General features: G+C 63.1%; 12 protein-coding genes and 1 pseudogene. 1 reads left to right on the top strand and 12 read right to left on the bottom strand.

Annotated features, from left to right (window positions below; all coding sequences use genetic code 11):
* Positions 1 to 357: 357 nt before the first annotated feature.
* Together CXY72_RS01540 and CXY72_RS01535 are read right to left on the bottom strand one after the other, a co-directional pair.
* Positions 358 to 1,821: an ATP-binding protein gene (locus tag CXY72_RS01540; protein ID WP_104125971.1), complete on the bottom strand. Its 1,464-nt coding sequence runs from the start codon at positions 1,819 to 1,821 to the stop codon at positions 358 to 360.
* Between the two features lie 20 nt (positions 1,822 to 1,841).
* Positions 1,842 to 2,243, bottom strand: a complete 402-nt coding sequence (locus tag CXY72_RS01535; RefSeq protein ID WP_104125970.1) for a hypothetical protein — start codon at positions 2,241 to 2,243, stop codon at positions 1,842 to 1,844.
* A gap of 145 nt (positions 2,244 to 2,388) precedes the next feature.
* On the opposite strand from CXY72_RS01535, the gene CXY72_RS01530 reads away from it, so the two are divergent.
* Positions 2,389 to 2,700, top strand: coding sequence for a thioredoxin family protein (locus CXY72_RS01530; protein ID WP_104125969.1), 312 nt, complete (start codon positions 2,389 to 2,391; stop codon positions 2,698 to 2,700).
* 262 nt (positions 2,701 to 2,962) lie between these two features.
* On the opposite strand, the gene CXY72_RS01525 is transcribed toward CXY72_RS01530, so the two are convergent.
* From CXY72_RS01525 to CXY72_RS01475, 10 genes and pseudogenes are all read right to left on the bottom strand, one after another.
* The gene (locus CXY72_RS01525) at positions 2,963 to 4,426 is read right to left on the bottom strand and encodes an SCO6880 family protein (protein WP_104125981.1); all 1,464 of its coding nucleotides are present in this window, start codon (positions 4,424 to 4,426) and stop codon (positions 2,963 to 2,965) included.
* Complete coding sequence (locus tag CXY72_RS01520) at positions 4,366 to 5,790, bottom strand: conjugal transfer protein TrbL (RefSeq protein WP_199183904.1); 1,425 nt, start codon at positions 5,788 to 5,790, stop codon at positions 4,366 to 4,368. The genes CXY72_RS01525 and CXY72_RS01520 overlap by 61 nt, the downstream gene beginning before the upstream one ends.
* Positions 5,791 to 5,813: 23 nt before the next feature.
* The gene (locus CXY72_RS01515; RefSeq protein WP_104125968.1) at positions 5,814 to 6,083 is read right to left on the bottom strand and encodes a DUF6112 family protein; all 270 of its coding nucleotides are present in this window, start codon (positions 6,081 to 6,083) and stop codon (positions 5,814 to 5,816) included.
* A gap of 1,023 nt (positions 6,084 to 7,106) precedes the next feature.
* Positions 7,107 to 7,757 (bottom strand): hypothetical protein, encoded by a 651-nt coding sequence (locus CXY72_RS01505; RefSeq protein ID WP_104125966.1) that lies wholly within the window; start codon positions 7,755 to 7,757, stop codon positions 7,107 to 7,109.
* 259 nt (positions 7,758 to 8,016) lie between these two features.
* Positions 8,017 to 8,271: pseudogene (locus tag CXY72_RS01500) on the bottom strand (DUF6112 family protein); the annotation flags it as partial.
* Between the two features lie 12 nt (positions 8,272 to 8,283).
* Positions 8,284 to 9,399, bottom strand: a complete 1,116-nt coding sequence (locus CXY72_RS01495) for a M23 family metallopeptidase (protein ID WP_104125964.1) — start codon at positions 9,397 to 9,399, stop codon at positions 8,284 to 8,286.
* Between the two features lie 3 nt (positions 9,400 to 9,402).
* Positions 9,403 to 10,050 (bottom strand): hypothetical protein, encoded by a 648-nt coding sequence (locus CXY72_RS01490; protein WP_104125963.1) that lies wholly within the window; start codon positions 10,048 to 10,050, stop codon positions 9,403 to 9,405.
* Positions 10,051 to 10,059: 9 nt separating this feature from the next.
* Positions 10,060 to 11,085: a ParB N-terminal domain-containing protein gene (locus CXY72_RS01485; RefSeq protein ID WP_104125962.1), complete on the bottom strand. Its 1,026-nt coding sequence runs from the start codon at positions 11,083 to 11,085 to the stop codon at positions 10,060 to 10,062.
* Positions 11,082 to 11,471 (bottom strand): hypothetical protein, encoded by a 390-nt coding sequence (locus CXY72_RS01480; RefSeq protein ID WP_104125961.1) that lies wholly within the window; start codon positions 11,469 to 11,471, stop codon positions 11,082 to 11,084. The genes CXY72_RS01485 and CXY72_RS01480 overlap by 4 nt, the downstream gene beginning before the upstream one ends.
* Positions 11,472 to 12,192: 721 nt before the next feature.
* On the bottom strand, positions 12,193 to 13,137 hold a 945-nt coding region (locus CXY72_RS01475), incomplete at its 5' end, for a hypothetical protein (protein WP_233197592.1).

Genomic DNA, 13,137 nt, shown 5'->3' with positions numbered 1-13,137 from the left:
CGCCTCACGCGCCCTTGCTGCTCGCTCGCGTAAGACTACGCGCGAGCGAGCATCAAGGGCACGCGGCCCTACCCAGGCCGTAACAGCACCCGCGCCGCGAATCAGTAGCGCTAACACCGCCGCACCGATCAGGAGCCCAATACCAAGATTGGCTAGCTCATCGCCGAGTTCGGTCTGCGGTCGCTGGGTAGTCATCCGCTTATGGATTTCGGGCCGGTGCGGCTGAACGGTTTCGTGGGGCGCGAGAGAAGTTCCGCACGTCGGAAGGAGACGGTGCCGGTCTTGGGTCGGTCGGCGAGGGTCTGACTCGCATCCCGTTCCATGAAAAGGCCTCCTCAATAAGTACAAGGTGCGCGGCTATTGCCCCGACGTCATCCGCGCTGTCGTGTCGAACGCCGAGAGCTCATCAGGATGCAGCTGGTGCTGCACAACAAAACTGCGATCCTTCACCCGCCACAGTCTCTGACCGGTGCCGAGTGCAGGCAGCAGCTTCTGTTCGGTGCGGCTGAGACCGAGCGCGGTCGCCGTGGATCCGAGCTGGTCCGGTTCTTGCCGGTAGACGATGCGCGTTTCCGCGTTGGCTAGCAGCGATGACGCGAGCGCGCGCATGGCGGATCCGGAGTCGCCGACATTGTCGAGGTCGCTCAGCTTGTGAAAGATCAGCATGTTGGCGATGCCGAAGTGGCGCGCAAGCCGCCACTGGGCATCCATTCGGCGCAGCAGCGCCGGATACGCCATGAGCCGCCAAGCCTCGTCGTAGATGACCCAGCGCTGGCCGCCGGCCGGGTCGGCGAGGGCGGACTCCATCCAGGCCGACGAGCACGTCATGAGCACGGAGATGAGCGTCGAGTTCTCGGCCACCCGCGACAGGTCGAGCGAAACCATGGGTAGCGAGGGGTCGAAGCGCACGGTGGAGGGTCCGTCGAAGAGCCCGGCGAGGTCGCCGGCCACCAGCCGTCGCAGGGCATGGCCGACGAGCCGCCCGTCTTCGGCCAGCCGACCTTCGTCGTCCTCGGGATTGGGGGAGAGGATGCGATCCACCACCATCGGCAGGATGGGAACCTCGGCGCTCCGAACAGCATCGGCCAGTGCGAGGTCGATTGCGGTGTGCTCAAGCGGACTGAGCACTCGATCGAGCACGGTTTCGGCGAGGGCGCCGATCAGGTCGCGACGCCGTGCGGCTAGCTGGGCCGACCATTCGGCATCCGACGCGGAGGCCGCCCGATGACCCTCGTCGAGCGGGTTCAGCCGGTTGCGTAGTCCGTGGCCGAGGATGATCGCTTTGCCGCCGACAGCTTCGGCGACGGCGGTATGCTCGCCCTTCGGATCGCCCGGTACGTACACGCGCCGGCCGAAGGGGAGCGAGCGGGTGTAGAGCGACTTCGCCAGCGAGGATTTGCCGGAGCCGACGATTCCGGCCAGCACGATGTTCGGCGCGGTGATGAGGCCACGTTGGTAGAGCACCCACGGGTCGTAGACGAAGGATCCGCCGGAGTACAGGTCCTGCCCGACGAAGACGCCGGCCGAGCCGAGTCCTGCCTCGGCGAGAAACGGGTAGTGGCCGGACAGCGTCGCGGTCGTATCTTGGTGTTTGGGGAGTTTCAGTCGCCCGGGCGTTCGCAGCTGAGCGGGACCGGCCTCGCCGGCTTTCGGCAGGTAGGCACCCGATCGTGCTTCGTCCCGCTCGGCGCGCCAGCGCGTGCGGGCGGCGAGAGTCTTGGCCTTCTGCGCATCCGCTTCGATCCTGGCGGCCTCGCGGCGACGAGCGCGACGGTCGCGGCGCAGCTCGCCGCGCGGTTCGACCAACGCGGCCGTATGCATCCGCTCGGTCGGGGTCTCTTTCACAGCGTGACCGTGCGCTCGGGCTGGCGCGTTGACCGCGGGGCGGCCCAGATGTCGTCTCGACGGGGAGCGTTCCGCGCCGACTGCACTTCAGATTCAAGCGGATGCCATCGCAACAGCGAAACGTACCGGTATGTCCTGCTGTAGGTCAGCGCGTACGGAGAGCCGTCGCGCTCGATGATGTGGTCGGTCCGGCCGGCCGGGATGCGGTCGTAGACGTACCCATTCTCGAGGGCGGCATCGGTCGTGGCCTCGCCGAGATCCCGTGGCTGCAGGTAATCGAACGCAGCGGATGCTCCGCTTCGGTCGATCAGGCCGATCGCAGCGTCGGCCTCCGTTCCTTGCAGGAAGGCGACACTGATCCATCGAGATGTGCGTTCCTTGGTTTCGTACCCAGCCATGCGTCGCTCCCATCACGTTTTTGCTTCGCATTGGAGGTGCGCGGGGCACTACGCGGCCTGAGTCGACGGTGACAGAATTGGGTGACGAGGCTCCGCGCCCGTCCGACGAGTTGGATCAAGGGCCGTATGCAGAGGAAGAATATCCATGGCGACAATCGAACTGCTCTACATTGCAGGCTGTCCGAACTCGGAACAAGCCCTTCGTCGTCTGCAGCACGCCGTGGATAAAACGATGCCGTCGAGCACGTCCATCAAAACCACTTTGATCGATTCCGCCGAGACAGCCGAAAAGTTTCCCTTCGCTGGTTCCCCGACGATCCTCGTCAACGGTGTGGACCTCTTCCCGAAGGATGGTCGCACCAACGACCTCGCCTGCCGGATCTATCTCACACCGAACGGCATGGCCCGAGCTCCGACCCAGCAACAAATAGAAGCAGCGCTCGCCGCTTATGGATGACGCAGCAGAATTCAACTGTTCCTGCTGCGGTCGCATCTATTCGCGCCGCAGGCTGCACGCACTGAGCGACAACGTCTACATTTGCCGTCGCTGCGGGCTGCGGGCTGCGGGTCGCGCTCCGGCTGCGGTCCGATCCTCTAGGGCACGATCAGCACTGACTGAGGTCTCTCAAACTGTCGGATCATAGGCAGAGAGTGGCTCAATTTTCACCGTCGCTCTGGCTCAGTTTTCACCGTCGCCGACCTCGACGGCGAGGCGATAGTCATACGCTCCGGCACAACGGCAACGCTGCCGCCGTAAACGCTTGTGCCTGCTGACCCACGAGCCGTCGCGTTTCGCACGAGGCCTGAATCGCTGCCTGCTCGATCGACGCCACCGCGGCGTCGAGCTCGTCGACCGTGGGCGCGGTGACACACACCAGGCCGGTCGTTCGCAGCACGCCGTGCCCGGCGGTGAGGTTGGCCTCCTGGTGCAGGAGGTCATCGTACTCGGCGGTGGCGGAGGCATCCTCTATTTGGCCGATTCGGGTGCGTTGATGGGCGTCGCTGATCAGCTCGGTCTTCTTCTTGCGCAGGTCGCGCGCGGCCTGGTCGGCGCTAACAGGCAGGTAGTGCAGAGACACAGTGCGCAGGATGCCGCTCGTGAAGACAAGGGGGGACAGAAACCCGGGGAACACCTGTGACCTGGGCCATTCGCTGATCCACAGCACCGCATGAAACGCGCTATCGGTGCGGAGATGATTCCAGCTCTCGGCGACCGCGACCGGTCCTGCAGTGGCTAGCGACCGCCCTACCAACGGATGCCGCTCCAGGTCGACGCCGACGGCGGGGTCGTATGCCGTGCGCAGGATTACCGCGAGCTCGTCGGCGGTGAGCCAGCCGCCGACGATGAGGTCTGCAGCGCGCAGTGTAGCGGTCAGGGCAGTCATCTCCTGGCGCAGCACCGTCGCCGCGCCGCGAATGCTGCCGCCCTGCGTGCGGACTTGACGGGAGGCCGCATGGAGATCAAGGGCGAGGGCGATCGTCGTCGCATGGCGTTCGCCGGCGGGCCCGGCCCGCTCGATGAGGTCACTGTAGGTGGTGGCGGCCCAGCTCTCATCATTGATGCCGTGCCGCTCCCACCACTCGGACAGTCCAGTGCCGGAATCCGGCAGCGTGCGCTCTGACACCTGCAGACGCGCGATGCGCCCCGATCGGCAGGCCCCGGCCAGTACTCGCCCCCACCCGACCACGCGCCGATGTTGCTCATCGGGGTCGAGCAGTGCGAATGCGGGGTGCGACACCATCACGACCGCGGTCAAGGTTTGCGCGTGCGGGTCGTGAATCATGACCGCCCCCGACTCAGGGTCGTTCCACTCCCGCAGGGAAGCCGAATCGCCCGGCAGCGACAGGGTTCCAACCGGGCGCGGGCGGATGATGCGGCGCCGGTAGGTCAGCTGCTCATGGCTCGACCGCCATGCCCAGCGGGTGACCACCGGCATCCACTCGACGATCTTGCGTCCGCCGACCGGGATGCCGGCGATCACCGCCGCGGTGCCCCAGATAGGGCTGCTCCACGCGACGCCCGAGGCACCGGACGTGTACAGCGCGGTGACGATGGTGAGCGTGCCGATCGACAGGGCGATCAGTTGCGGCAGTGACAGGCCGAGCATGATGCCGCGCTTGGTCAGTCGTGAGAACTGCATCGGGGGGAGTCGGTAGTCTGCGCGGTTCCTGTCAGTTTCCATGGCCACGCGTCCTTGATTTTTCGTCCGGCTGGCAGTTCCTGCGGTGAAGCGGATGCCGGTGGTCGCCTTGGCTTGGATGCCAGCGCACTCGGGGCGCTGGCATTGCCGGTGGACTGGGTGTGGGCATCCGCATTCTGAGCGACCGCGTTGCCGATCTTCGGGCCGGCCTTGGCTGTGGCGCTGACGACGGCAGCTCCGGTTGCGACTCCCGCGGTGGCCACGCCGGCGCCAGCCCCAACTGCTGCGCCGCCCGCTCCGACGCTCGAACCGGCACCAGCGTTCGCAGATGCGCCAGCACCCGAGGCACCGGCCGCCGACGACGTGGGACCCGGTCCGCCGCTGCTGGACGGTGCCATTGATGCAGGGCTAGCCTGTGTCGCTCCACCGCTGCCGCCCGGGCCCAGGACCTTCTGAGCCGTGCTCATCATTGGTGCGCTGGGCACCGGCACCGGCCGGTTCAGCGCGGACTTGGCCTCTTGTTCGCTGGACATCGCGTGGTACATGTCGAGACCGACGAAGTTGAGGAACTTGTAGGTGATGTAGGGCGCGAAGGCGGCGATGAACATCAGCACGATGCCGGCGATGGGGTCGCTGACGGAGGCTAGATCCGCATCGATCGGGGCTGAGACCTGCGCGACGGCGACCAGGAAGATGACGACGAGTACGAGCTTGGAGAGGATGAGGGCGATGACGAAGGTGACCCATTTGGAGAACCAGCCTTTGACGGCGTCCCAGGTGGCGCCGGCGAGGGCGATTGGTCCGAAGACGATGGCTACCAGGAGCAGTGCTTTGCGGATGAGGAGGGAGAACCAGACGATGGCAGCGCCGCATATGGCGAGGCCGGCGAGGAAGATCGTGAGGATGGCGCCGACGCCCGGGGCGCCGGGGCTGATCGCGGTGAGGCCCACGGCGAGGAGGGCTATGCGGTCACCCATTCCTGCCATGGTGTTGCCGCTGGCCTGGACTATGCCGATGGAGAGCTGGTCGGTGATTTCGAGCAGCAGGCCGGTGATGGTGATGATGACGAAGGATCCAAGGACCGATTTGGCGACGCCGATCACGGCGCGGGAGAGCGCCGTGGGGTCGCGGTGCACGAGCCCGGTGATCAGTTGCAGGCAGAAGGAGATCAGCGTGACGAAGACGGCGACGCCGAAGAGTACGTTGTAGACGTCGATGTAGGTCGGGTCGGTGAGGTCGACGAGGGTGGTCGTGTCGAAGGCGGCCCAGACGGATTCGAAGAGCCAGGCGGCAGTGGAGCCCATCGAACCGGCGAGCCAATCGAACGGTGCCGCGACGACAGAGGATGCGACGTCGCCGACGCCGGTGCAGACATCCGCTACGACCGGCACATCGCACACGCTCATCGGTTTCCTGCTCGGATTCGGGGTTAGACGGACCGGCCGACGTTCCAGAAGAAGTTAACGAGGGTAACGGCCGCGCCGCAGATTATCGCGGCACCGCAGGCCACCATGACGCCGGTCTTGCCGCGGGAGGCGAGGTGTGGGTTGGATGAGTTGGCGCCGAATCTCCAGACGATCGCGGCGACAATGAGGGCGAGAACGCTCAGTACGAGGCCGATGGTCATGACCGCGCCGACGATGACGCGCAGCTGCTCGATGCCGGGAAGTCCGGTGCCGTTGGGGTTGATGTCGATCATCGGTGGCTCCCTGTGTCGTTTGGTGGGTACGACAGGGAGGTGCGCGGGACAGGACATGGTATCCAGGATCAATTTCATATTTCCACCTGCGCTCATGGCACGTCGCCTCGTGGAGTGGAATTTTCGAGTAGTGCATCCCTTTGGTGGGCGCTAATCTGGCCCCGTTCCCGTGAAAATACCAAATGGCTTCATGGAAGCGTTTGACGATTTGAGAAACGTGTATTTGTCAGCACGAAAACCGAGCGGTCCGACCCCCAGTTGATCGCCGCCGGGGCAAGGCCACTTTGGAGCTAGACGATGGCACGTCAAGACAAGCCCAGTTCGCCGCCCTCCCGAAATCGGCAGCGCCGATTTGTCGGGGGAAAGTGCTCACAGCGATTTGGGCTGTTGCGGTTTTCGCCGCAGGGGTGATTGCGAGTCCCGCGTTGGCGGACTTGTATGAGTGGGCGAAGGATGCCGCTTTAGGGCAGACACTCCGCGAAACCGAGGTACGACAGTTAGACGTGGTCGCCTATGACGGGACGCTTCGGGAGGGTTACACGGTCGAAGAGAAAGTCCCCGGCTAGTGCCGCAGCGCGTTTCAGGCCGAGACCTCGATGCGCCCTTACCAAAGCGTGGCGCCAGTGAAGTTGAGGTTACCGCGTTGGTTCGTCCCTTGCCTCGAAGAGCGTGCAATGAGGGATTCGAGAAGGGATTTTCACAAGCCATCATCGTTTGACGAGGTGTCCTGGACTTAGAAGTAAACCTTATCGATACCGGTCCCATCACATGAACTACGATATTTTCGTGCCCAGCATAATGATCGTTTGCCCAGTCACGAAGCGGTCTGTTGCGACCGGCCTAGAGGCAACCAGGGTGTCATTCCTCACGCTAACGCTTGTTCAGAACTCCTCGGTCTGTTCAGCGTGCGGTGAAATTCACATTTGGTCGAAAGAAGACTCGTACCTCGAAGGTGACAGCTTTCATAAAAATTGGCGTTAGGGCACATAACTCCAGGCACATAACTCCAGGCTCCTATCGACGCTACTCCGCTGCGTAGATAGAGCGCGTCGTGCCGTCTGGATTCACCACCTCCGCAACGGAATCCGGTCCGAGTGGTACCAGTTTGGACCCGTCCCACGGCTCAAATTGCGTCGCGGTTTCCTTGACGGAGGTCGGAACGTCTGACGTGAAAACTCGAATGGTTCCCACACCCGTATGAGGATGGAAGGTAACGGTCGTCCAGCGCGCAGCCTTCTCGAAATTACTGATCACTACCGGGTTGTTGAATTCCTCAGCGTTGAAAAGTTCAGTGGCCTCTAGCATGTCGGTGCAAAACTGTTCGATATCAATGTTTAGCATGTCTGGGTGCGCCTGCGTCCCACCCATCGCGTTGTTATGAAGGAAGAATCCCTCATCCCTGGTTGTAAACAGAATAGTGCGGTAGGAATGTGCCGAGGCAAGTCCTTGGTGAAGCAACTTACATCGAACTCTGTAGGCATCCTTTCCAGGAAAGAGCGGGTACTTAGGCGTCATGTAGGTGTCGTACCAAGCGGCATACCGATTGCCGCTCGTCTCGCCGTCTTCGGCTCGAACGGCGGCATTCACATCGGGCAGAATGAAGGCTGCGTGGAGGGCTATCACCCACAGCTTCGCGTCGAGTGCGTTCTGAATATCTCTCATGAGTGCAGTCATGGGAAAAGAGTACGCGGTGCCGCGCGAGCGGATTTCCGTTGCACGACGTAACCCGGCCCACTCCGACTCCGAGTCGCGGGAGAGGGTGCACTGCAGGCGATCTCAAACGCGAGCCGGGGTCGATTGGCCGTCTGAAAGTTGGTGATAGCGAGGGCGCATACGAGAATTCCGAGACAGCTAGCACGGACATTACCCACGCCTGATGCGGGGCGGGAATTCCCTCGTTCCGTGATAGATCTGGGTCACCGCCGTGAGTTTCCTAGAGCGAATGGCCCACGCGAAGAAGGAAGTTCACCCATGCGACACCTGCACCCGCGAGTGCCGCGGTACCGCAGGCGACCCAGAGCCCGAGCCGAGCCCGCGTGGCGGTGTGAAAGTTGCCGTGCGCCGAAGCCAGCGCCCACGTGACTCCGCTGATCAGCATCATGAGCACCGCAATGATGAGCACGAACGTCAGCAGGGCGCCGACGATGCTCTTCAACTCTGAAGCGCCGCCGACGGCGCCGAAGTCGGGAAGATGTCTATATCACGCCACCGGGCATCCGCTTGTTGCGGCGGTCAGGTCGGCGGCACCATGGGCCGTGAGCCAATCCACCGCGTCAACAGCGGGTTGGCTCGCCCCGCCAGGATGGATCTCAAGATGCAGATGCGGGCCGGTTGACTTGCCCACGGAACCGACGTCACCGATGTGCTGACCGGCGACGACGCTGTCACCGACCGCGACGTGCATGCCCTGGTCGTACATGTGGGCGTAGTACGAGGTGACCTGCTCGCCGCCGACCGTGTGCTCGATGGTGATCAGGCCGCCGTAGGTTCCGCGTTGCCCGGCGAAGCTCACGACACCATCGGCGACCGCGAGGATCGGGGTGCCCAACGGCGCGGCGAGATCGCTGCCGGCGTGGAACCTCCGTTCGCCAGTGTAGGGATCGATGCGCCACCCGAAGCTGTCGGTATTCGTGGACGTGCCCGCGGGAAGCGGAAACACGATCCGCGATGACTCGGAAACGCTCGCACTCCGAGTCAGCTCAACGAGAATCGCCTCGGCAACTGGCTCAAAGTTCGCATACCGATCCGGATAAGCACTGACCTCGACAGCCTGAGCCGCCGCGCCCGGGGCGAGCATCTGCCAGCCAGCAACATCGAGTAGCCCGCGTGGCGACCCGGCGTTGGGCCCCGACACCCCACCGAAGAACGCACGTGCTTGGTACGCCGGGTCCATCAGCTCAGCGACCGTTCCCCACCCCGAAGAGGGCCGCATCTGAAACAGCCCCAGCGAGTCGTGATCAGAACCGACTCCGTCGTGAGGGTAAAAAGCAGATTCCGGATACGCACTGGTGTTTGCCAATAGACGCAACGTCGACTCCGTGAGCGCGGCCATCAACGCCACGAGCACTCCCGCACGACCGACGTCGGCCGTCTGCCCGCCCACAGTGATGATCGTTCCCGCATGGGTCAGCTGTCGCCGATCCAAGATTATCGATCGGCCAGCTAAAGTCTGAGCGGTCAGCGAATCAGGAATCGTCCCGACGACCAGCGATCCGCACGAGCTCGCGACCGTGGTCACCAGCGCGGCCACACCCACCAAACCACCCACCGGGCAAGCGAGCATCAGCACCACGATCATTCCGATGAGCAGCTTCATCGCCTACTCCAGCGGATGGTCGAGCTTCGACAGCCGCAGCAGCGTGCACGACTTCTGGCCCGGGCACACCACGAAGACCGTGAACGACACCTGCCGCTCAGTGCGCATCTCGTCGGTGTCCCACGTTCCCGCGCGATGACGCGTACCCACAACAGTGAGCGCCGCCGCACCCCGCGGAATCTGCCCGGCCGCCGCCTGCTCCAACGCCGTCGCCCACGCGACCGGCACCACCACCGACTCCACATCGAGCCACTGACGCGTGCCGTAGGTAGCGAGTCGCTGCCACATCTCGGCGCCAGGCAAATACTCCCGCACATCGGCAGCCACAGCCGCCGCTTCCTCCGCATCTGCCACGTCCACCAGCACCTGCACCCAGTCGGCGAGGCCAGCATCCTGACGCGTGTCCCAATCAAACAGCGCGTGCGCGACGCTGCGAGCAAACAGCTCCGGGCTCGACGTTTCGAGTACCGGCTGCGGTTGGTCGGTCGGCACAACAGCCGCAGCGGATGCAGGGGGCGCCGACCGCTCATGCTGGTTCGCTTTCGTGGGTCCACGGAGCAGCCCAAACAATCCGACGGCCGCCAGCACGATCAGGGCGACGCCAGCGCCAACTATGGCGATGACAAGACGACGGCGTCGAAGGAATTGCATGGTGGGCTCCTAACGAATGCGGGTAACGGTGGCGGAGATCTGCTGGACGTCGGGGGAGTCGTGGAGGGTGCGCATCCGCTCGAAGAAGGCAACGGTGCCGGCGAGGGTCGCGTCGAATTGGTGCCACTGGTCGTCGGAGAGTTCGGCGGCGACCTCGGCGTCGTCGTAGCGCAGCCACCAGTCGCGCAGGTCGCTCCAGAGAAAGACGAAGGAACGCGTGGGCAATATTGAGTCGGCCGCAGCCAAAGAGCGGGTCTTCTTGGCGCGCGTCGTCGCCTTCGCACGGGCAAGTGCTTCCCTGGCCAGCTGCTCGAGGTCGGCCACCGAACGCCCAGCGGTCGGCACGGCCAGAACCAGCGAGCGAATGGGCGCCGTGGTCCCCAACCGGTCAACTTCGGCAGCGACCCTGCTGTGTGCAGCCGTCACCGATCCGCCGTTCTGAATCACCGCCAACTCCTCCCTCGCGCGACTGCGCAACGTCTCATCGAGACTTTCGTCGTCCGTCATCCGCTGCAGTTGGCCGATGCGTTCCAACGTTGTATAGGAGCGCCGACCGGTTACGAGCAGGGCCGCTTGCGCGCGCACGTAACCATCCGGCTGCGGTGCTGCCACCGTGGCAGCACCGTCTGATCTGGGCTTTTCCGTACCGAAGCGTGTTGCGGCCTGCCGCCGCTGGGCATCCTCAGCGAGAAGCATCTTCACCTCGCGATACAGGGCGGCCGCCTCGGTGGGGGCGAAGGCCTTGTGCAGCGCGTTCTCGTCATGCTCGGCGAGCAGTTGGGCGAGGTGGTCCGAAATGCCGGAGCGTACCCAGACGTTGAGCTTGCGCACGCCGAGCTGCCGCAGCGCCGCCAGGCGGCGGGCACCGCAGATGAGGGTGCCGTCGGGCGTCACCGTGATGGGCTGCAGCAGCCCCTGCCGCTTGATCGAGGCGGCGAGCGCGTCGATGTCGCCCAGATCGGTGCGGTGCCGCGACCCGATGCGGATGGAGTCGATCGACCGCTCCAACTCGATGTGACCCGGGGTGATGGTCATGCGAACACACGTGGCGAGTTCAGAACAATGTCTGAGACCAGGTCGTCGTCGCCGAGCAGGGCGTGCAGCGGCTCGCCGACCAGTAGGCCAAGAAGGATGCCGCGCCCCGCGGCGGTGTGCGCGTGCAACGGGTTGCCGGATCCCAGAAGTGTGCGCAGCATGCTCATCCAGGCCGGTTGAGAAACGTCGAGCAAAGCACGAGCGGCGTAGTCGCGCCGCAGCGACTCGAAGGCAGACGGTCGTGACGGGGCATCCGCTAACCGACTGCAGACATACTCGATGCCATCACGGGCGTGGTCGGCCGGCCAGCCGAGCAGGGTGAACAGAGAGATCGCGTTCTCAACGGCCAGAGACACCTCGACCAGCGGTGCCTCCTCGGCAAACACATCGGCCGCATTGACGCTGAACGTGCAGCATCTCGCGGAGGACCGTCACGTTTACGGTGTGCACGGAGCAGGAGTTCTAGTGAGAATGACGCGGCAGCTCATCAACCCGTGAGCCCGAAGCCATCGGCGACAAGCAGCATCGTGGCGCTGCGAAGCGCCATTCCTGACATCTCTGCAACCCGCCGAGGCACCTCCATCCCCCAACCGAATCTGCCACCGTCGCCACTCGCTGCCATGCTTCGCCGATACCCGCCGGCCTTGCGCTACCAAACAGACCCCCACTAAAAAGACCCCGCCCCCACTCCAGTGGCTTTCTCCGAGCGGGCCGACAAGAATCTTCAGTGAGAGGCTTTGAGCTATCTACGCCAAGGTCACTCGGCACGAAGCGGCCACATCGACTGCTTCGCTGCACTACGTTGGCCCCTACGTCGCCCGTGAACCATACAACTGTCATCATCTGTAACTCACTGGTCGAACGTCCCGGAGATCCCATCAAAATTCACCCGCAAAGGACCGAAGTCAGGCGAATTGTATCAGCCGCATCGAACCATCCGGTTCCTATTCAAACACCAGGAAATCCGCAAGTTTTTACGACAACGGGTGACGATCAAAGTTAGGTTAGATCCCACAAGGTGACGCGGGAGCAAAAGAATCTTAGACTTGAGATTCACTCCGTCTCTTAACCAACGCCTCGTCTCGGAACCGCAGATCATGCTTCCTATTAATGTGCGCTCGATTGCAGCCAACTTATTCTCCGAAGGAGCATGCAGTATTCCTCCGCGCTGGCGATGGCGGCTTTGTAGCTGCCGAGGCTCAAAAGTAGAAATAGGAGGAAGACAGCCGCGATGGCTACGCCATCAGTGACAGCACCAATCAAGATCAATGGGCTGCTCACTGCCAGGAGCGCCCAGATGAACACAAACGTACCGAACATGCCCAACCGACCCCGGGTCATTCCTAGCTGGACTTGCAACGCGGCAGGGACTCTGTTATCCACTTTCACAGCAGCGACATCCATATGAAAGTCGTTTGGCTGCAGCTCATCGAGCGTGGCAAGGAGGACGTTCCCTAGCATGGTCGGCATAACGCGGCTTTTGGCCGGATATTGAAATTCCCGGCGTAACAAAGAGTCTACTTCTGCCAGCTGGCGGGTATCGCAATGAGATCGCCACGTCATAGAAAGAGCGATCTTTAAATTTTCATTCGAAACGCCTTGTGGTGGCGATTCCTCGCCCGCCAAGGATTTGAGAATCTCGATGACTTCCTGGGGAATCTGCGAGGAAACTAAGCGAGGACGGGCCAGAGTAAATGCTTTACGCATTATATCCAAGCGCTCCTGCCGGAGCTTTTCCTTTCTCCGGACATGATGATTGATGAGGGCCGTGCGTAACAGCGCGCTCGGACCCCACCCGCGCCAAGTCCCTTGCAAGGCGCGCAGAGCCCCCCACGAAAAAGTCTGCGTAATCATGGTGACGATGAGAATGAGCGCGACGGTCACGAGGGCCAACTGACCCGGGTATGCCATGATGTCGGTCACCGCTTGAAAGGGATCCACCTGCCTATCAATCCGGAAACGGTAAAGCAATGTTAACGCCAACTGAAAATGGGGCCATTTGTGCCAACTGAAAACAGGGCCACTTTCGTGTGGTTCTAGTGTGCCGTACTT

Origin of the sequence: Cryobacterium sp. Y57, from assembly GCF_002929505.1 — a bacterium.
GTDB lineage: Bacteria > Actinomycetota > Actinomycetes > Actinomycetales > Microbacteriaceae > Cryobacterium.
The sequence above is the reverse complement of the archived record's forward strand: the minus strand, read 5'-3'. Positions and strand labels throughout refer to the sequence as shown.